The following is a 19484-nucleotide window of genomic DNA, read 5'->3' as shown; positions in this document are numbered from 1 at the left end:
GACGATCGTCGCGGTCAACAAGGACCCGGAGGCCCCGATCTTCGACCTCGTGGACTACGGCGTCGTCGGCGACCTCTTCGACGTCGTCCCGCAGCTGACCGAGGAGATCAACACCCGCAAGGGCTGAATCCTCAACCGCATGGCCCCGGCCGGGGCGGTGGACGGGGAAGACCCGCTCACCGCCCCGGCCGCGTCGTATCAGCCGAGGAGTTCCTCCACCAGGTCGGCGGCCCGCCGGGTGCCGCCCTCCGCCCGGGCGTCGTCGCGCAACCGCGCCGAGCGCCGCGCGACCTCCGGGTCGGAGACGAGCCCCGTGAGGGCTTCCCGCAGTGCTTCGGGGGTGGCGTCATCGGTGTCGATGCGGCGGGCGACACCGAGTTCCACGAGCTTGTCGGCGTTCACGAACTGGTCGACGCCCTGCGGGACGGCGATCATCGGCACCCCGGTGTACAGCCCTTCGGAGCTGCCGCCCATGCCGGCATGCGTGATGAAGGCGTCGGCCTGCTGCAGGATCGCCAACTGCGGTACCCAGCGGTGTACTTCCACGTTGCCGGGGATCGTGCCCAGCTCCGCCGGGTCGGTCTGCTTGCCGATCTGGAGCACCACGTGCCAGCCGGGCAGGTCGCCGTAGGCCGCCAGGCAGTGGCGGTAGAACCCGGGCCGGTTGGTATAGGCCGACCCCAGCGAGATCAGCAGCACCTTCCCGTCCCCGGCGGGTCGGGTCCAGGTCTGCTCGTCGCCGCGCCCGGCGAAGCAGGGGCCGACGAACGTGACGGTGTCGGTGTCGACGTCGTCGGCGTGCGGCTGCATCGCCCGGGGGATCAGGGCCAGGGTGTGGTCGGGGCGCCCGACGAAGGCGTCCATGTCCGAGGTGGTCGCTCCGCAGCCGGCGAGCCACTGGGTGAACTTCGCCCGGTACGCGTCGGCGCCCGGCAGCCCCCACAGGTGCACGGCCACGTCCTTGTCGTAGCTCCGCCACCCGACGAAGGTCGGGGAGAGCTGCATCAGGCGGCGGCCCTGCGACTCCGCGAGCGCACGCGCGGCGTACGCGCCGATGTCGTAGAGGTAGAGGTCCGCCGGGTCCTGGTCGTAGACGGCGCGCAGCTGCGGCAGGGCCCGGACGGCGTCGTCGAGGAAGAGGCCCATGGCGGCGATGGGGTCGTCGGGCCAGTTGTTGTCGCCCACCGGGAGCCCGGAGTCGTACGGGACGAAGGTGGCGCCGGTGGCCTCGATGCGCTCGGCCATCACCGGATCGTTGGCGTAGGTGACGCGGTGGCCGCGGGCCACCAGTTCGCGGACGACCTCGATGCTCGGCAGGACGTGGCTGACGGCGGGGATGCCGACCACGGCGATGTGGGCACGGCGACGGGACATGAGGAATCACTCGTTTCAGCTCTGCGGCGGAAGTGGATACGGCAGACCGGCGCGTCGACCGCCCGGCGAAGGCCGGGTCGTGGGCGCGCACCTCGGGTGTGCCGGACGGGGGCGGGCGCGGGGCCCGTCCGCGTCAGCCGTAGAGCTGGTGGATGTTCATGCCCGCGACCCTAACCGCCGCCCGGTCCCCGCGCACGGCGTTTTCGCCGTGCGCGGGGACCGGGCGGCGGTCAGGGTGCTCAGCCCGGGTCCGTCAGCTCGCGGCCGTCGCGTCGTCGGTCACCAGCCGGACCTGGTCGGGGGTGGGCCGGCGGCCCTCCTTGTCCACCACGCCCTGCTCCAGCACCGCCGTGCTGTACAGCAGCGTCCCGGTCGGTCCCATGGGTGTGTCCTCGGTGAAGAAGGTGCGGGAGCCGAGGAACGCGAGGGTGCGCTCGTCGAAGACCCACACCGAGCGCTCCGTGGAGTGCGCGTCGTCGCGGGCGATGCCGAGCCCGTGCCGGCCCAGGGCGTCCGTCGCCTCGTCGACCTCGATGACTCCGGGGATACGGGCGGCCGCCCGGTACAGGGCCGCCCCGGTGCTCGGCGGCATGACCTGGCCCTGGATGAGACCGCCGATGCAGTCGAACAGCGCCTGGTCGTGGTCCTCGCCCTTCTCGTACCGCGTCCTGGCGGCCAGGTAGGCCAGCAGTTCGTCCGGGTCGGTGGGCAGGGCGGCGAGCCACCGGTAGGTGGGGCGGTCGATGCCGGCCGCGGTCCCCTCGGTCTCCCCCAGCGCGGCGTTGATCGGCAGGGTCTCTCCCCCCTCGCGGAAGGTGCCGAGCCGCTTGACGCGGCCCTGGACCTGCGACAGCCACACCTCCTGGGGTTCGAGGGGGCCGGTCACCGCCTTGCCGCTGGTCTCGTCCGCGCTGCGGCCGATGCTCTTGACGTAGACGAACTGGTCGTCGCGGACCGGGTCGGCGTCGGTGGCCAGGGCCACGGCGGACAGCCGGTCGAGCAGGGCGACGGAGTGCCGGGCGCTCGTCCCGCTGTCCGCCCGGGTCTGCTCCGCTCCCCCGTTGCCGAACGGGCCGGCGCCGAGACCGGCGGTCAGCGCTCCGGCCAGGGCCAGGGCGGCCACCGGGGCCAGCACGGCCGGCCGCAGCAGCCGGCGCCGGGCGGGGGCGGCCGGTGCGGGGGCGGCGCGGTCGTGGTCGATCTGCTGCATCAGGATGTCCTTGTGGTGGAGATGGCGCCCGTCGGGCAGATCCCACTCGGCCGGGGCCGGCAGCAGCCGGGCCAGCGCGTCGGTCTCCGTGTGCTCCGGGAGAGGCCGGGGCGGTGTGACGTCGTTCATGGGGTCTCCTCCCGTACGGGCAGGGCCGCGAGTGCCGCCCTGCCTATTGCCTCTCCGCGGGGCCGCCACGGTTCCGTCTTTTCCTCGCTGAGTCTGCTGAGCCGTGCCCGGGCGCGGGCCAGCCGGGAGCGCACCGTGCCGATGGGGATGTCCAGGGCCTGGGCCGCCTCGGCGTAGTCGAGTCCGGACCACACGCACAGGGCCAGCACCTCGCGTTCGTGCCGGCGCAGCTTGCCGAGCGCGGCGTGCACCGCCGCGAGGCGGCGGGCGTCGTCGATGCGGCCGGCGGCCTCGGGTGCGAAGTCGGCGACCGAGGGTGGCTGGGGCTGCCGGGCCAGGAAGGCGAGGCGTCTGCGGCGGGAGCGGTTGGCGTTCTCCGCCTTGTGGGTGGCGATGCCCAGCAGCCAGGGTCTGACCGATCCGCCCTCCGGCTCCAGCCGGTCGCGGGTGCGCCATGCGGCGAGGAAGGTCTCGGACATGACGTCCTCGGCGGCCGACCAGTCGCCGGTCAGCCGCAGGGCGTGGTTGTAGACGGTGCGCGCGTAGTCGTCGTACAGGCCGGCGAACGTCTCGCGGTCGCCTTCCCGCAGGCGTCGGCGCAGGCCGCCCGCGTCTTCGGTGTGTGTCACACCTTGTACCTCTCCGCGGGAAGCGGAGGGTTCCCGTGACCTGGCGCACACCCGGCCGGGAGGGCTCCGCTCCACGGTCTCACCGGGCCCGGGGGCGGGCGGGGCCGGGGGGCTCGAATGCGGTCCGCGCCCGCACCCCGGCGGGAACCGGGGGCGGGCGCGGACAGGGGCGTCAGGGCTGGATCGGCATCGACCAGCAGTTGGAGGTGGCCGGCTTGCCCGAGAGGCGGTCGGTCATCCAGGAGATGGCGTCCCCCTGGTCGGTGATGAGCGGGACCAGGTGGTTGGTGAGGATCTTGTCGCCCAGGTTGGGCAGGATGACGGCGTCGTAGGTGACGCTGCCGCCCTTGCGGCACCAGTCCACGGCGAGTTGACGTGCCTGGCCGTGCGGCACGATGTCGTCCTGGACGCCGGTCGCCAGCCGCACCGGCCCGGCGGGCTTCAGGGTGCCGATGCGCTGCTTGTCGAGCGCGGCCTGGGCCCGGGGCTCTGCGGCGATGATGTCGCCGAGGGACTTGCCGGTGGTGGTCCACTTGGTGCTCTTGGCGAAGCCGTAGCCGAGTATCGCGTCGCCGACGCACATGGTCGAGGCGTCCTTCAGCGCGGCCCGCCCGGCGTCGTTGATGTTGGCCTCGACGACGTCGCGCAGGTCGGAGTCGGCCTGCGCGAAGCCGTTGATCGACCAGGCGAGGGCGCCGGCGAGCGCGCTGCCGTCGATGCCCTTCATGACCGCGGTCAGGTTGGCCGGCGGCGCCCCGGAGTACGTGCCGGCGAGGTTGACGTCGGGGGCGTACGAGGGCTGGAGTTCGGCGGCCGCCGCGCTGGCCCCGCCGCCCTGGCTGTAGCCGTACAGGCCGGTACGGGACTGGGGCGTGAGCGAGGTCGCGGGCAGCGCGTGGGCGGCGCGGGCCGCGTCGAGCAGGGCGTGGCCCTCGTCCACCCGGTTGACGTAGGTGTGCAGGCGGTCGGTGGTGCCGAGGCCCACGTAGTCGGTGACGACGACGGCGACACCGGCGGACAGGAGCCGGTAGACGGCGAGGATCTCGTAGCCGACCGACACGGTCTCGCCGGTCAGGGTCAGCGGGTTCTGGAGCGCCAGCGAGGGCGCGCACTGGTCGCCCTGGCCCATGGTGCCCGAGGCCAGCGCCACCAGTGGGCGCGGTCCGCTGCCCTTCCAGGCGGCCGAGGGTTCGATGTAGGCGCCGGTCACCGCGACCGGCTGCCCGTTCGAGTCGGTCGACCGGTACATCAGGCGGGTCGCCGATCCCGGCATCGGGCGGCCGTCCAGGCCGGGCAGGCTCGCGCCGAGCGGCAGGGGTTCCTGGCGGATCAACGCCCCGTTGGCGGCGGGCAGTTCGGCGGGCGGGTTGTAGAAGGCGGGGATGGTCACGCCCCGGGAGACGACGGGTTCGGTTCCGTCCGCGGCGGACGCGGGCGCGGCGTACGCGGCCACGCAGGCCGCCGCGGTCACGGCGACGGCCGCCGCACGCAGGGCGCCGGGGCGCCGGCGGCGGGTGGGGGACGGGGGGACGGTGGAACGCGAACGGCTGTCCTTGCGGCTCACAGCTCACTCCTCGCTCTGCTCCGAAATGCGGGTGAGCGCAAACTAGCAGCGGTAGTTACCAGAAGTAACCCGCGAGTAAGTTACGCTGTGGTAACTATCGTCCGCGCGCCCCTCACGGGTGCGCGCGCCGCCGAAGCCGCTTGCCGGACGCGGGAATTGCGCACGACCGCACCGACCGGCGGCCGAACTCTCCCTTGTCGGCTCCGGAGTTGCCTATCCTGGGCCCGAGCTGATCATCCGCAGCCTCCCGCACCTTGGAGTTCGCCATGTCCCGACCGGAGAACGACGCCCCCTCCCCGCTCATCGACACCAGCAAGCCGCATCCCGCGCGGATGTACGACTGGTTCCTGGGCGGCAAGGACAACTACCCGGTGGACGAGGCCATGGGCCGCCAGATGCTGGCCGTCGAACCGAACGTCCCCGTGATGGCGAAGATCAACCGCGCCTTCATGCACCGGGCCACCCGCTGGCTGTCCGGCCAGGGCATCCGCCAGTTCCTCGACATCGGCACGGGGATACCCACCGAGCCCAACCTGCACCAGGTGGCCCAGGAGGCCGAGCCCAGCACCCGGGTCGTCTACTGCGACAACGACCCGATCGTGCTGGCCCACGCCGAGGCGCTGCTCAAGGGCACGCCCGAGGGTGTCATCGACTACGTGCAGGCCGACGCGAAAAACGTCGACACGATCCTCGAAAGCGCCGGCAAGACGCTGGACTTCAGCGCTCCGGTGGCCCTGTCGATGATCGCGCTGCTGCACTTCGTGAGCGACGAGGACGGCGCCTACGAGCTGGTGAACCGGCTGACCGAGGTCCTCGCGCCCGGCAGCTTCATGGTGATCTCGCAGATCACCGCCGACTTCCACCCGGAGGAGGCCCGCCAGGTGGACGAGATGTACCGGGCCAACACGCTCACGCTGGCGCCGCGCAGCCGGGCCCGGTTCACCGCGTTCTTCGACGGACTGGAGATCGTCGAACCGGGCGTCGTCGCCGCCGAGGCCTGGCACCCCGAGCTCGGTGAGCCGGTCCCCGGCACGGGCGACGTCATCACCCCGGGATACGTGGCGGTCGGCCGCAAGCCGTAGCCCCTCCAACGCCCATCCGCACGGGCCCGGTGGCCACTTGGCGCGGAAGCCCGACCGCGCCGGGTGCCGCCGGGCTGTGTGATGATGCACGGAAAAACGGACCGGCCGGGGGTTCGGCAGGCATCCCCCGGGGCGCCGGGCGTGCCGGAAGGGGCGGGAGCGCAGCGTGAACAAGGACGGGTCATCCATACCGGACGAGGAGTGGGAGCGCTTCCTGCGGGAGGCCGAGGCCGGAACCTCCGACGCCCCCCAGGAGCCGTCGGCCCGGGCCCGGATGGTGGCCCAGCGGCTACGGGAGGAGACCGGCCCGCCCCAGGGCCGGCGCACCCATCAGCCGCCCCGGCGGGGCGGCAAGGGCTGGTACGTGGTGGGCCTGCTGGTCGTCGTCGCGCTGTTCGTCGTGGCCCTGGACCCGGGCCGGGTGACCGGCTGGTTCGGGTCCGACGACGGGGACGCCCCGCTCGCCGCGGAGTCGGTCCGCCCCAGCGCACCGCCGGCCACCGAGGGGGCGCTCGAACGCCCCACGCTGGGCGAGCCGTTCAGGGGGTCTCCGGCGGCGCGCTGGGCCGACGGGGCGGCCGGGATCACGCTGCCGGCGGCGCGGGCGACCGGCTGGATGAGCAAGAAGCAGGTGACGCAGGCGCTCGACAGCAGCCTGGCCTTCCTCGTCAACGCCGGCCTGGACCCCGGTGTGCTGCGCGGGGAGCGTCCGGCGAAGGCCATCGCGGTGCTCAACCCGAAGCAGGCGGCCACCAAGGCGTATCTGGCGAGCGCCTTCGACAACCCGTCGCGGAAGAACAATCCGCTGCTGCTGTTCAGCCGCTTCGAGCCGTCGTACGCGCGACTGGCCGGCGACGTGGTCAAGACGCGCGGCCGGATCACGTACCGGGCGGGCGAGCGGGGCGCGGTCGAGGTGACCGCGGACGTCACCTTCGTCTATCCGCTCGTACGGGCGGCCGACGGCAGCAAGGACGTCGCCCGGACGGTCGTGCGCCGGGAGATCGTGATGAGCTGGGACGACCCGACGAAGGTGATCACCGAGCCGGGGACCTTCTCACTGCTGTCCTACAAGGTGGACTCCGCCAACGGCGGCTGCGACAACGACACCGGCTACTTCGTCCCCGCGTTCGACGACGAGGGAGCGGGCTCGGGCGAGGGGCCGACGGTCGACCCGTACGACCGGAGCACCTCGATGGGCGCCCTGACGCAGGACCGGGACGAGTCGGAGTGCGGCACCTACACGCGTACGTGAGTCCTCGGGGGGGCGCGCCCGTCGATCCCGGGCGGGCCCCCACCCCGTACGCTTGCGGCCGTGACCAGCAAACCCGACGCGGCGCAGCATCTGCGCGACCTCGCCCGGCTGCGCCGGGTCCGCGACCGGATCGACCGTGAGTACGCCCAGCCCCTGAACGTCGAGGCGCTCGCGCGCGGCGCACACATGTCGGCCGGCCATCTGAGCCGCGAGTTCCGGCGCGCGTACGGGGAGTCACCGTACGGCTACCTGATGACCCGGCGCATCGAGCGCGCGATGACGCTGCTGCGCCGGGGGGACCTCAGCGTCACCGAGGTGTGCTTCGCGGTCGGCTGCTCGTCGCTCGGCACGTTCAGCACGCGCTTCACCGAGCTGGTCGGGATGCCGCCGAGCACCTACCGGCAGGAGGCGGCGCGCGCGACGGCGAGGATGCCGTCGTGCGTGGTGAAGCAGGTGACCCGTCCGGTCAGGAATCGAGAAGCACGGCCGCCGGGGCCGCCGCCAGCGTGAAGTCCTCCGGTCGGCGCCGGTCCCCCAGGAGGTACGGGGAAGGACCGTCGGCGAGGCCGTGCGGCGACGACGGGCTGCTCGGCGGCCCCGCCGACCGAGGGCCGGTGCGCGTACCGGCCGACACGGGGCGGGACGCGGGCCGGGTGGGCGGTGGCGACCCCGGACGCGTGATCAGGTCAAGGCGGCTGGCCGCAGAGCCCATACACCTTTTCAAGATGGCCGGTTCGCACCGGCGTGGGCCGCGTGCGAGGGTGACGAAACATGTCACACCGCCACTAACCCTGCACAGCACGAGCCTTGAACCGTAGGGCGCCCACAGTCACCCACCTGTGGCGTCGCGTGAGCACGTGCCCGGACGGAGCCGGACCAAAACAATCGCCATCGCTAATCGGATCTAACCTTTCCGCAACAACAGGGCACCCGACGGCGGTTGAGCGAACAGGGTCGGCCAGGGGCCATTTGATCATTCCGCCTCGCGGGTGCGGGGCGCAGAACTTCCCGGTGGCACAAGGGTCAGGCGGGTCCGCACAGGCGGGACTTGATCATTCCGCTTAGCCTCGCGGTGTTCACCGTGAAGACAGGTCTGATCGAAGCGGATCGTTTCTGCGCTTCTGAGTGAACGCAAATTTTCGACGCTGCCCGCATCCGGGGATGTGTACTAGGCATAGGATCAAGCCGCGCCACTGGAGCCCCGCCCGCCCCGCCTGTCCCATCAGCAACTGTGCACACGATGTACGAGCGTCCCTACCGACACCCCACAACCCGTTAACAGGTATCTGCGTGTCACCGATACTCAGCACCGGTTCCGGCGATGGAGCCGCGCAGTGAAAATCAATCGTCGTCTCGTCCTGCTCGTCACCGCGCCCCTCACCGTCGCGGTCGCCTTCTCGGCCCTGGCCCTCGCCCCCGCGACCAACCAGGCGCTCCAGGCGAACCGGCTCGCCTCCATGGTCGATGTGGCCGCCGGAGCCGCCGACTTAACACATCAGCTGCAGCGTGAACGCGCGGCAGCCACCGCCTTGGTCTCCCACCAGGGGGACTCGGCCGCCTTCCAGGAAACCTCGGACGCGACCGACAAGAGCATCGCCGCCTTCAACGGCCGGATCGGCCGGCTCTCCGAGGTCCCCGGAAGCGCCCAGGAAGCACTGGACCGCATCGACCGCTTCATCGATCAACTCCCCGCCCTGCGCGCCCAGGTCCGCTCGGGCAGCACCACCATCTCCGCGCTCGCCTTCGGCTACCGGACCGTGATCGCGGACCTCAACGGCTACCGCGACGGCATCGCGCAGGCCGACGGTGTCGACGCCGAGATCGCGGACCGTATCCGCGCCGCCGCCGCCCTGTCCGAGGCCGCCGAGCACACCGCCCAGCAGCAGGTCACCGTCATGAGAGCACAGGCCGCCGGCGGCTTCACGGTCGCCTCGCAGCGCACGTTCGACGCCAGCCGGCTCGGCTACACCGAGTCGACCGGTGCCATGTTCAGCCTCGGCCCCGGCGAGTGGCGGACCTGGCTGGAGCGCACCCTCTCCGGCCCGAAGGCGCTGGCGTCCCGCAAGCTCGAGGACAAGATCGGGCGTACGGACACCAGCAAGGCCATCGGCGTCACCCCCGAGGAGTGGCAGAAGGCCTCCGCGGACCGCCAGACCCTGCTGCACACCGTCGAGAAGCGGATCGACGAGTCCGTCGCCGCGACCGTCGACAGGGAACGCACCAGGCTGCTGTGGACCGCCGGCGGCGAGGTCGCCCTGGTGCTGCTGACCCTGGTGGGCGTCGTCGTCGTCGCCATCCGCCTCGGCCGAGTCATGATCCGCCGGCTGCGCGACCTGCGCAACGCCGCGCACGAGGTCGCCCACACCCGGCTGCCCGCCGTCATGAGCGAGCTCTCCCAGCCCGGCGCGCTGAGCGGCTCCACGCCCGAGCAGGTCGCGGAACGGACCGGCAACCCGATCGAGACCACCGGCGGGGACGAGATCGGTGAGGTCGGTGAGGCGTTCAACGCCGTCCACCACGAGGCCGTCCGCCTCGCCGCCGAACAGGCCCGCGTGCACGAGCAGTTCGCCGAGACCCTGGTCCGGGTCGCCCGCCGCGGCGCCCAGCTGACCAGCGTCATGGTGTCCGAGCTGGACACGGTGCAGCGCGACGAGGCCGACCCGGAGCGCATGAAGACGCTCTTCGCCCTCGACCACCTCGCCATCCGCATGGAGCGCAACACCAACAACCTCCTGGTGCTGGGCGGTTACGGCAACGCCCGGGTGCGCTCGGCGGACATCGGCTGCTCCACCGTCATCGTGGCCGCCGCCCAGCAGATCGAACGCTTCGACCGGGTGTCCCTCGGCGCCATCGAGGCCGGCATCGGCATCGCCGCCCGCGCCGTGCACGACGTCGCCCACATCCTGGCGGAACTGCTCGACAACGCGACCCGCTTCTCGCCGCCCGACGCCCAGGTCGGGGTCGCCGTCTGGCGGCTCTGGGACCGGGCCGTCGTGCAGATCGTCGACGAGGGCGTGGGAATCTCGGCCGAGCGCCGTGCCGTGCACAACGCCGCGCTGCGCGAGCCGAAGGCGGGCATCGGGGACGTACGGTCCATGGGTCTGCACGTGGTGGCGCGGCTCGCCGCCCGTCACGGCATCGTTGTCGAACTCCGCGACTCCTCGGGCCCCGGCACCATCGCCGAGGTCACCCTGCCCAAGACCGTGCTGGCCGAGGTTCCCGTCGAGGCTCCCCCCGTCCCGGACGCGGCGGGCCAGGGGCGGGGCGACGAGGTCCGCTACGAGGCACCTCGTCCGGTCGCCGCCGGCCGCCGGCCGCGCGACGGGCGGGAACGGACCGGACGCCCCGTCGGCGCGGGTATCGGCGCCCGCCCGGGCAGCGCCACCGACGCGGGGAGGCGCGAGGACCACGAGGGCCCGGCGCGCGAGAGCGGCGCCGACACGCGCGAGGGCGGCACCACGCCCGCCCCGCACCCCGTGCACGACGAGCCGGTCTCACGCATCGCCGGGGTCAGCTCCTCCGGCCTGCCCCTCCGGCAGCGCAACACGCCCCAGCCGTGGCCCAGCCTGGGCAAGCGGGGCGGCACCGATCAGCGGTCCGGCGCCGCCACGCCGAGGCCGTCACCCCGCCGCCGGGACTCCCGGCAGGTCTCCGACGTCCTCGCGGCCTACGCCCAGGGCATCAGCCGGAGCACGAACCCCCGCGGGCGTTCCGCCACCGATGACAACACCGAACGGACCAAGAAATGACCTCACCCACCGACCTGAGCTGGATCTTGAGCGACTTCGCCGGACGCATCCCGGAGGTCACCCAGGCGATAGCCGTGTCCGTGGACGGACTCGCGCTGGCATACACCGGTGTGGAGCGTGACGACGCCGACCGGCTGGCCGCCATCGCCTCCGGCGTCGTCAACCTGCTGTCCGCGGCAGCGCAGTTGACGAACACCGACCCGGTCGAGCACAGCCTCACCGCCATGGAGGGCGGCTACATGTTCTCCATGGCCGTCTCCAGCGGTGCCTCGCTCCTGGTGACCACCACCAGGGACGCGGACATCGGTGAGGTCAGCTACATGATGTCCGAGCTGATCAACCAGGTCGGCGACTCGCTGTCCCCCCAGGTCCGTTCCCCGCACAACTCCCCCACGCACTGACCGTCGGCCGTTCCCCCACGGCCGCACCGACCCGTCCGCGGAGCCGACTCCGCGGTCGGGTCACACCGTTGCCCGATACTCCCCCGATGAGAGCCCTCATGTTCTTCGACATATCCCGCCGCACACGCCACCGCAGATTCGTCCGGCCGGCCGGCGCCGCCGCCCTCGCCCTCGGCCTGGCCGCCGTCACCGGATGCAGCAGCGACAGCGGCTCCGGCGACGAGACCATCAAGGTCGGCCTGGTCGCCTCGCTGTCCGGCACCTACAAGCCGGTCGGCACCGACCTGCGGGACGGCTTCGACCTGTACCTGAAGACGCACGACAACAAGCTGGGCGGGCGCAAGGTCGAGCTCATCGTCGCCGACGAGGGCGACGGCCCGCCGACCGCGGTGCCGGCCGCCACCAAGCTGATCAAGAAGGACAAGGTCGACGTGCTGACCGGCCTCGTCAGCGGTGGCTCGGTCAACGCGGTGCTGCCGCTGGTCAACCAGGCCAAGATCCCGTTCCTGGGCTCCAACGCCCGGCCCGAGGTCAAGGACGCCGAATTCGTCTGGACGACGAGCTTCATGTCCGACGAGCCGGGCAAGGCCATCGCCCCGTACGTCAAGGAGAAGGTGAACGGACCGGTCTACGCGATCGGCCCCGACTACCAGGGCGGCTACGACGAACTGCGCGGGTTCACCGACGAGTTCAAGCGCATCAAGGGCGAACTCGCCAACCCCGACGGCAAGACGACCTGGACGCCGTTCCCGCAGACGACCAACTTCATGCCGTACTTCGCGGAGATCGCCAAGACGGACGCCAAGGCCGTCTACTGCTTCTACGCCGGCAAGGCCGCGATCGACTTCGCCAAGCAGTACGCGCAGTCCGACATCGCCGACCTGCCGCTGTACACCGCCTTCGTCACCGAGGGCAGCGTGCTCCAGGCCGAGGGCAACGCCGCGAAGGGCATCTACTCCGTCCTGAACTACGCGCCGGACCTCGACAACGCGGCCAACCGCAAGTTCGCCGCCGACTGGACCGCCGAGCACGACACCCAGCCGACCACGTACGCGATGTCGTCCTACGACGCCGCCGCCGTGCTGGACAAGGCGATCGCGGACGCCGCGAAGAAGGGTGACGTGACGCCGCAGACCATCAACAACGCCATCGACGACCTGGGCCAGATCGACAGCCCGCGCGGCTCCTGGGAGTTCAGCGCCAAGGCGCACGCGCCGGTGCAGACCTGGTACCTGCGCCAGGTGCGTCCGGACGGCAACCAGCTGTCCAACGTCATGGTCCAGGACCTGGCGACGCTCGGCGGCTGACATGGAGCTTCTTGATGCCCACCTCGTGCCGGCGGTGGACGGAGTGGCCTACGGGCTGCTGCTGTTCGTGGTCGCCGCCGGCCTGAGCCTCGCGTTCGGCACGGCCGGCGTACTGAACCTCTCGCACGGCATGCTGTACGCGATCGGCGCCTACACCGGCGCCGAGCTGAGCGACGGAACCTGGGGCGGCCTCGTCATCGGGCTGGCCGCCGGAACGGCGGCAGCCGCCCTCGCCGGGGCGGGACTCTCCGCCGCGACGGTTCCGCTCGCCCGGCGTGGGCATCTCGCTCAAGCCCTGCTGACGTTCGGGATCGCCCTGGTCGGCGGTGATCTGCTCATCCAGTTCTTCGGAGCGGACGAGCTGCCGGTGCGCGTCCCCGGCGCGCTCGACTCCTCGGTCCACCTGCTGGGCCACCGCTACCCCGCCTACCGGCTCTGCTTCATCGCGATGGCCGTCGTCCTGGCGGCCTTCGGTACGTGGGTGCTGACCCGGACCCGGGTGGGGGCGGCGGTACGGGCGTCGGCGGACGATCCGCAGATGCTCGCCGCCACCGGCCACAACCCCCGGGCCGTGCACACCGGTGTGCTCGCCGCGGCGGGTGCGCTGGCCGGTGCGGCGGGCGTGCTCGGGGCGCCGATCATCGGCCCCGGGCCCGGCACCTCCGAGAACGTCCTGATGCTGTCCCTCGTGGTCGTCGTCCTCGGCGGGCTGCGCTCGCTGTGGGCGACGTTCTTCGCGGCGATCGCCGTGGGCGAGGTCCAGACCCTGGGCGTCTCGGTGCTGCCGGAGCTGGCCCCGTATCTGCTGTTCGCCGCGATGGCGGCGGTGCTGGTGTTCCGTTCCCGCTTCGCTCAGCCGGCGGCGCACGAGGAGCAGGGCCCGTCCCCGGACCCCCTCTCCCGGCTGCGGCGCCTCCTCGCCGCACGGTGGGAGAGCCGCCCGCGCGCGGCGGCGACGACACCGGCCCGGGAGACCGCTGCGGCGGCTCCCGGGCGGTTCGGGGCGTGGCTGCGCGGGGCCGGGTGGCGGCAGGCAGCCCCGCTGCTCGTGCTGCTCGCCCTGCTGTTCGCGCTGCCGGGGATGCTCGACTCGTACAGCATCTCGCTGGCCGGTTCCGCCCTGGCTCTGGGGCTGCTCGCGGTCAGTGTCACCGTCGTGACCGGTTACGCCGGTCTGCCCACCCTCGGGCAGACCGCCCCGTTCGCCGTCGGCGCGTACGCCACCGCCAACCTCGCGGACGCCGGGTGGACGGTGGGCCCGGTCCAGATCGTCCTCTCGGCGCTGGCGGCGGCGGTGTTCTCGGCGCTGACCGGGCCCGCCGTGATCCGGGCCCGAGGCACCACCGTACTGATGATCACGCTCGCCGTCGGCGAGCTGACAAGTGCGGTGATCAACCAGGTCAAGTCCGTCACCGGCGGCGCCGACGGCCTGGTCGGCTTCCCGGCCACCCGGGCGCTGTGGGGCGGTGAGGGCATGACGCAGGAGCGTGAGCTGTACGTCTACGCCCTCGTCGTCGCCGTGGTCGCCGTGGCCCTGACCCTGCTGGTGCTGCGCTCCCCGGCCGGCAAGCTGCTGACCGGCACCCGGGGCGCCGAGGCGCGGATGCGCGCGTCGGGCCACCCCGTGGGGCGCTACCTGCTGGTCGCCCACATCTGCGCCGGGGCGCTGGCCGGCGTCGGCGGCTCGCTGATGGTCACCGTCCAGCAGTACCTCTCCCCCGCCGACGTCGGCTTCGAGATCGCCGCGTTCGCGCTGCTGGCGGTCGTCATCGGCGGGACGACGTCCGTCATCGGTGCCCTGCTGGGCGCCGGGCTGATCGTCTTCACCCGGGACTGGGTCGCCGGCTCCTGGCCCGGCCACGGACCGCTGCTGCTCGGCACGCTGTTCATCGCCGCCGTGTACCTGCTGCCGCGCGGACTGGCCGGACTGCGTACCGCCCTCGGCCGGCCCGCGCCGGACGGCCCGCGTCCCGCCCCGGCCGTAGCCCCGCCCACCCCGTCCCCCGCCGGGAAGGTCTCCCCATGACGCCCGCACCGACCGCCGCACCGGCGACCCCCGTGCTGGACCTCGACCGCCTCACCCGCAGGTACGGCAGCCTCACCGCCGTCGACGACGTCAGCCTGCGGCTGGCCCAGGGTGCCCGGCACGCCGTCATCGGCCCCAACGGCGCCGGCAAGACGACCCTGCTCAACCTCATCGCCGGCACCGACCGGCCCGACCACGGCACGATCGCCCTGAGCGGTACGGACGTCACCCGCGCGTCCACCGCCAAGCGCAGCCGGCTGGGCATCGCCCGCAGCTTCCAGCAGCCGTCGGTGATCTCCGAACTGACGGTGCTGGACAACGTCGTACTGGCCGGCTGGCCGCACCACCCGGCGCGCCGCGGCGCCTGGCGCAGCCCGTCCCGCTACCGCCGGCACACCGAGTCCGCGGGGCACCACCTGGAGACCGTCGGGCTCGCGGACCTCGCACACCGGCCGGCCTCCACGCTCTCCCACGGGCAGCGCCGCATGCTCGACATCGCCGCCGCCCTGGCGGGCGATCCGCGCCTGCTGCTCCTGGACGAGCCGGCGGCCGGCTTGACCGACGCCGACATCGGGCGGCTGCTCGCCATCCTCGGCGCCCTGCCGGCGAGCGTGGCGATCGTCCTGGTCGAGCACCACGTCGAGGTCGTCGCCCAGCTCGCGACGTCGGTCACCGTGCTGGCGGCCGGCCGGGTGCTGGTCACCGGCCCGACCCGGGAAGCGCTCGCCCACCCCGAGGTCCGCGACGCCTACCACAACACCGGTCCGATGGCCGGTGAGCCGGACGGTGACGGTCCGGGGCACGGGGCCACGGGCCTCGTCACAGGCACCACCGAAGCGAGAGGATGACCGATCCCCGATGCTCGAACTCACGGGCCTGACCGCGGGCTACCACGGCGGAACCGTCCTCCACGGCCTCGACCTGTCCGTACCCGCCGGCACGGTCCACGCCGTCGTCGGCCACAACGGCGCCGGCAAGACGACGCTCGTCCACACCGTCGCCGGTCTGATGCGCCCGGGCGCCGGCACCGTACGGCTGGACGGCCGGGACGTGACGGGGCAGCCCGCCCACCGGATCGCCCGCGCCGGGATCGGTCTCGTACCGCAGGGCCGCCGGGTCTTCGCCAACCTCAGCGTCGCCGAACACCTGCGGCTGTCCTACCGGCCGCCGCGCCGTGGCGACACCACGCGCCCGAGCGTGTGGACGCCCGCCCGGGTGCTGGAGCTGCTGCCCCGGCTGGGCGAGCGCCGGGGCAACCGGGGTACGGACCTGTCGGGCGGCGAGCAGCAGATGCTGGCCCTGGCCCGCGCGCTGCTCGGTTCGCCGAGTGTGCTGCTGCTCGACGAGCCGACCGAGGGCCTGGCCCCGGCCCTGGTCCGCCAGGTCCACGAACTGGTGACCACGCTGGCCGACGAGGGCATCGCCGTCCTGCTGGTGTCGCCGAGTCCGGCCCAGGCGGCCGAGTGCGCGCACACGCTCACGGTGCTGACCTCGGGGCGGGTCGGGCTGCGACTGGACGGGGCGGACGCCCGTACCGACCCCACCGCGCTGCACGCCGCACTCGAACTCGCGCCGACTCCGGCCTGACCGGCGCCGCGCGGCGCGAAGGGGGGCGGTGACCGGGTCCGGTCACCGCCCCCCTTCGCGTCCGGGGCTACTTGACCTTGAGGCTGTGGCCGCCGAAGCCGCTGCTGCGGTCGGAGCCGCTGTTCTGGTCCTGCCACCAGGCATCGAACTCCGGCTGGCCCATGGCGGACCAGTCCGGGGTGTTCTCGACCTGGGTGCTGCCCATCCGGCGGGCGAGGGCGACCATGGCGGAGCCGACCGCGCCCCGGCCGCTGTCGTACCGCTCCAGCACGTCCTTCCAGCTGTCCCCGGCGACCCAGGCGGCCTCCAGGGCGGTGGCGTCCTGGAGCGCCTTCACGCTGCCGGCGCCGACGTGCGGCCGGGCGACGCTGGCGGCGTCGCCCACGAGCGCCATCCGCCCGGAGGTGTAGTGCGGGACCGCCAGGTCGTAGATGGGCTGGATGAAGGTGGTCTCGGCGGGCGTGCCGAGGACCTTGTCCGCCCAGAACGGCGGGAAGTTGTCGGCGACCAGGGCGCGCAGGCGGTCGGTGAGCTCCGAGTTGAGGCGGCCGGGCGGCAGGGAGGTGGGGGTGCGCAGGTCGGGGTGGAGGCCGTCGGTCTGCGGGGGTGCGGTGTAGAGGACCCAGTTGAGGCGGTGGCCGCCGGTGCCGTCCGGGATGCGGTAGATCATGCAGTGGCCGCCGGGGAAGACGATGTTGTGCGCGTCGAGGCCGTCCGACGGCAGCCCCTCGACGTCCGCGGACGCACCGCGCCAGCCGATGTAGCCGGCGTACTCGGCGCTGACCCCGGGGAACATGGCCTCGCGGACCACGGAACGGTATCCGTCGGCCCCGATGACGAGGTCGAAGCGCTCCTCGTGCCCGTCGGCGAGCCGCAGCGTCACCCCGTCGTCGCCCGGTTCCACGGCGGTGACGACGGCGCCGGAGCGGTAGTCGACGTCCTCGGGCACCCGGCGGCGCAACTCGCTCCAGAGCGAGCCCCAGTTGTAGGCGCGGAAGGGGAACGGCTGTTCGCCGAAGGCCCGGCCGTGGGCGGCGTCACCGTCGCGTACGCTCCACACCCGCCGGGTCAGCGGGGCCCAGGGCATCTCCGGGGCGACGTATCCGGCGTCCTTCAGCTCGTTGTAGCGGTCGCTCTGCAGGGCGATCCCGACGCCCCGGTCCCGGAGTTCGGCGTCGGCGCGTTCGAAGACGGTGATCCTGTCCGCTCCTGCGCGTGACGCGGCCAGGGCCGTGGCACACCCCGCTATGCTCCCGCCGACCACGGCAATGCTGCCTCCACGCATGTCTGGCTCTCCACTCACTTGATGTCCCGGCCGCCCGCCCGGCCGCTGTCCTGCCGGCACGTCAGCTCGGAAGTACGCTTGCATTGGCGCTGGTTGGCCCGTTCCCTGCGGTCGGGGCCCGCACCGAATCCTATCGAGGGGTGCCCGACGGGTGAGCGTCGCAGGTGGTTCCGCTCTTTTCGCCGCCAACGCCCCGTCAGACATGGTTTCCTGTGCACTCCTTGGTCGTTTCGGATTAGGGTTCTGTCATGTCCCCCTCGCCGGTCAACTGCACAGATCACCGTCTTCCGGCCGGCTCCGGCGCCGGCCGGGACGCGCTGCGAAGACGCCTCGCCGCTCCCGCTCGCCGCTGAGCGGTCAACGCGCCCCGAGCGATACGTTCCCCTCCCCCAGGCGGCCGTCCCGAGCGCCGCCAGATCCCGGAAGTCCGGGCACTACGGAGTACAGACACGATGCGACACGCCCCCGGCAGCGGGTGCTTCGGCCTCGACGGCCAGCGGACCGGCATGCCCGCCCGAGCCGCAGGAACCGTCCCCCTGATTCTCGCGAGGACCCGATGACCGAACTGATATTGATCCTGCTCGTGCTGGCGGCCGGCGCCGGCGCCGGCGCGTCGCTGCACTCCCTGCGCCGGGCCCGCGCCGAGAAGCGACGGGCGGACGAGCTCCAGCAGCAGCGCGAGCAGCTCGGCCAGCAGCTGCGGGCCGCCGAGCAGTTCGTGGCGTACATCGCGCAGACGGTCGTCCAGGCGGCCGCGTCGGAGGCGCAGACCGGGCGCCCCTACCAGCTCGACCTGGCGGTTCCGCCGCAGCTGGCGCACACTCAGCTCGCCGACGGCCTCAGCGCCTTGGCCGGTCAGGTGCGGTCCGCCATCACGATGGCGGGCCAGCTGGCGCAGAACGCCGCGGAGGAACAGCTCACCCAGGTATGGGCGGAGACGGAGCGTCAGGTCGCCGAGGCGCGTAAGGAGTCGGTGGACGTGGCGCGTGCGGCGGTCCGCGCCTTCGCCTCCAGCACGGTGCAGCGCGCGGCGAAGCTGAGCAGCACGATCAGCGCCGGGGTGCGCCGCCATGTCTCGGACGAGGCGTACGCGACGCTGGTCGAGATGGACCACCTGGCCCAGCAGATGCTGCTCACCGCGTCCGGCTACGGCGTCCTGGCCGGTGACAAGCTGTCGCGGCGCTGGCCGGCCACCACGCTGACCGATGTCGTGCGCACCGCCATGGGCCGGGTCGAGGGCTACCAGCGCATCCAGCACACGGACCTGGAGTCCTTCGCGGTGCAGAGCCGGGCCGTGGAGGCGGTCGTCCACGCCCTCGCGGTCCTGCTGGACAACGCCCTGCGCTACTCGCCGCCCAACGCCCGGGTGCACGTCTCCCTGGAGCACGGGGCGAACGCGGCGTTCCTGGTGGTGGACGACGCCGGTCTCCGGATGGAGGACGAGCGGCTGACCTGGGCCCGGGAGGTGATGTCCGGCGAGCAGCGGGACGACATCACCCGGCTGGGCGCCTACCCGCAGACGGGGCTGCGCGTCGCCTCGGTCCTCGCCCACCAGTACGGCTTCCGGGTCGAGCTGACGGCGCCCAACCTGTACGGCGGCACCCGCGCGATCATCGTGCTCCCGCAGGCGCTGCTGACGACGCCCGGTCCTTCCCGGCCCGTCTCCGCGCAGACGCTGCCGGCGGCCCGGCCGGCCGCCGTCCCGCCGGCACCCCAGCCGTCCCTGCTGCCGGAGCCCCGGCCGATGTCCCAGCCCACGCCCGAGCCCGTCTCCCCGCCGACGCCGGAGCCCGGGCCCGTGCCCCTGCCGGCGCCCGCCGCGGAGCCGGCACCCGCACCGGAACCGGAGCCCCGGCCGGCGCAGACGACCACGGCCAGCGGGCAGATCG

General features: G+C 72.8%; 15 protein-coding genes and 1 pseudogene. 11 read left to right on the top strand and 5 right to left on the bottom strand.

Features of this window, described 5'->3' with window-relative positions; genetic code table 11:
- Nucleotides 1–127 (top strand): annotated as a pseudogene (locus E6P78_RS31270) (electron transfer flavoprotein subunit alpha/FixB family protein); the annotation flags it as partial.
- A 71-nt stretch (nucleotides 128–198) separates the two neighbouring features.
- Here E6P78_RS31270 and E6P78_RS31265 read toward each other — a convergent pair.
- The 4 genes from E6P78_RS31265 to E6P78_RS31250 form a co-directional block, all read right to left on the bottom strand.
- Complete coding sequence (locus E6P78_RS31265; protein WP_206307976.1) at nucleotides 199–1374, bottom strand: macrolide family glycosyltransferase; 1176 nt, start codon at nucleotides 1372–1374, stop codon at nucleotides 199–201.
- A 253-nt stretch (nucleotides 1375–1627) separates the two neighbouring features.
- Complete coding sequence (locus E6P78_RS31260; RefSeq protein WP_136207000.1) at nucleotides 1628–2713, bottom strand: CU044_5270 family protein; 1086 nt, start codon at nucleotides 2711–2713, stop codon at nucleotides 1628–1630.
- The gene (locus E6P78_RS31255; protein ID WP_136206999.1) at nucleotides 2710–3342 is read right to left on the bottom strand and encodes an RNA polymerase sigma factor; all 633 of its coding nucleotides are present in this window, start codon (nucleotides 3340–3342) and stop codon (nucleotides 2710–2712) included. Before E6P78_RS31255 ends, E6P78_RS31260 begins: the two co-directional genes overlap by 4 nt.
- A gap of 172 nt (nucleotides 3343–3514) precedes the next feature.
- Complete coding sequence (locus tag E6P78_RS31250) at nucleotides 3515–4906, bottom strand: lipase family protein (protein WP_136206998.1); 1392 nt, start codon at nucleotides 4904–4906, stop codon at nucleotides 3515–3517.
- A 266-nt stretch (nucleotides 4907–5172) separates the two neighbouring features.
- Here E6P78_RS31250 and E6P78_RS31245 point away from each other — a divergent pair, with 266 nt between their 5' ends.
- The 9 genes from E6P78_RS31245 (at nucleotide 5173) to E6P78_RS31205 (ending at nucleotide 16310) form a co-directional block, all read left to right on the top strand.
- Nucleotides 5173–5988, top strand: a complete 816-nt coding sequence (locus E6P78_RS31245; protein ID WP_136206997.1) for an SAM-dependent methyltransferase — start codon at nucleotides 5173–5175, stop codon at nucleotides 5986–5988.
- Between the two features lie 166 nt (nucleotides 5989–6154).
- A complete protein-coding gene (locus E6P78_RS31240; RefSeq protein ID WP_136206996.1) occupies nucleotides 6155–7240 on the top strand; it encodes a hypothetical protein in 1086 nt (361 codons plus the stop codon).
- Nucleotides 7241–7300: 60 nt separating this feature from the next.
- Nucleotides 7301–7750, top strand: coding sequence for a helix-turn-helix transcriptional regulator (locus tag E6P78_RS31235; protein ID WP_136206995.1), 450 nt, complete (start codon nucleotides 7301–7303; stop codon nucleotides 7748–7750).
- 824 nt (nucleotides 7751–8574) lie between these two features.
- Nucleotides 8575–10989 (top strand): nitrate- and nitrite sensing domain-containing protein, encoded by a 2415-nt coding sequence (locus E6P78_RS31230; RefSeq protein WP_136206994.1) that lies wholly within the window; start codon nucleotides 8575–8577, stop codon nucleotides 10987–10989.
- Complete coding sequence (locus E6P78_RS31225; protein ID WP_136206993.1) at nucleotides 10986–11390, top strand: roadblock/LC7 domain-containing protein; 405 nt, start codon at nucleotides 10986–10988, stop codon at nucleotides 11388–11390. The genes E6P78_RS31230 and E6P78_RS31225 overlap by 4 nt, the downstream gene beginning before the upstream one ends.
- Nucleotides 11391–11488: 98 nt before the next feature.
- Entirely contained in the window at nucleotides 11489–12697 is a 1209-nt protein-coding gene (locus E6P78_RS31220; RefSeq protein ID WP_136207001.1) for an ABC transporter substrate-binding protein, read from the top strand.
- 1 nt (nucleotide 12698) lies between these two features.
- Nucleotides 12699–14723 carry an ABC transporter permease gene (locus E6P78_RS31215; protein ID WP_136206992.1) on the top strand — a complete coding sequence of 675 codons (2025 nt, stop codon included), beginning with the start codon at nucleotides 12699–12701 and terminating at the stop codon, nucleotides 14721–14723.
- Nucleotides 14720–15571, top strand: coding sequence for an ATP-binding cassette domain-containing protein (locus E6P78_RS31210; RefSeq protein WP_136206991.1), 852 nt, complete (start codon nucleotides 14720–14722; stop codon nucleotides 15569–15571). Before E6P78_RS31215 ends, E6P78_RS31210 begins: the two co-directional genes overlap by 4 nt.
- 10 nt (nucleotides 15572–15581) lie before the next feature.
- Entirely contained in the window at nucleotides 15582–16310 is a 729-nt protein-coding gene (locus E6P78_RS31205) for an ABC transporter ATP-binding protein (RefSeq protein WP_136206990.1), read from the top strand.
- Nucleotides 16311–16377: 67 nt separating this feature from the next.
- On the opposite strand, the gene E6P78_RS31200 is transcribed toward E6P78_RS31205, so the two are convergent.
- Complete coding sequence (locus E6P78_RS31200; protein WP_136206989.1) at nucleotides 16378–17595, bottom strand: FAD-dependent monooxygenase; 1218 nt, start codon at nucleotides 17593–17595, stop codon at nucleotides 16378–16380.
- Between the two features lie 556 nt (nucleotides 17596–18151).
- Here E6P78_RS31200 and E6P78_RS31195 point away from each other — a divergent pair.
- A partial coding sequence (locus E6P78_RS31195; RefSeq protein WP_136206988.1) for an ATP-binding protein occupies nucleotides 18152–19484 on the top strand: 1333 nt, incomplete at its 3' end.

The sequence above is a fragment of the Streptomyces sp. A0958 genome (genome assembly GCF_004795035.1).
Classification (GTDB): domain Bacteria; phylum Actinomycetota; class Actinomycetes; order Streptomycetales; family Streptomycetaceae; genus Streptomyces.
Note: the sequence above shows the minus strand (reverse complement) of the source record. Positions and strands in the feature narration are given on the sequence as shown.

Excerpts from the sequence above, each read along its gene's own strand:
- E6P78_RS31265 (WP_206307976.1), bottom strand. The coding sequence starts at position 1,374 with ATGTCCCGTCGCCGTGCCCACATCGCCGTGGTCGGCATCCCCGCCGTC.
- E6P78_RS31260 (WP_136207000.1), bottom strand. The coding sequence starts at position 2,713 with ATGAACGACGTCACACCGCCCCGGCCTCTCCCGGAGCACACGGAGACC.
- E6P78_RS31245 (WP_136206997.1), top strand. The coding sequence starts at position 5,173 with ATGTCCCGACCGGAGAACGACGCCCCCTCCCCGCTCATCGACACCAGC.
- E6P78_RS31225 (WP_136206993.1), top strand. The coding sequence starts at position 10,986 with ATGACCTCACCCACCGACCTGAGCTGGATCTTGAGCGACTTCGCCGGA.
- E6P78_RS31220 (WP_136207001.1), top strand. The coding sequence starts at position 11,489 with ATGTTCTTCGACATATCCCGCCGCACACGCCACCGCAGATTCGTCCGG.
- E6P78_RS31215 (WP_136206992.1), top strand. The coding sequence starts at position 12,699 with ATGGAGCTTCTTGATGCCCACCTCGTGCCGGCGGTGGACGGAGTGGCC.
- E6P78_RS31210 (WP_136206991.1), top strand. The coding sequence starts at position 14,720 with ATGACGCCCGCACCGACCGCCGCACCGGCGACCCCCGTGCTGGACCTC.
- E6P78_RS31205 (WP_136206990.1), top strand. The coding sequence starts at position 15,582 with ATGCTCGAACTCACGGGCCTGACCGCGGGCTACCACGGCGGAACCGTC.
- E6P78_RS31200 (WP_136206989.1), bottom strand. The coding sequence starts at position 17,595 with ATGCGTGGAGGCAGCATTGCCGTGGTCGGCGGGAGCATAGCGGGGTGT.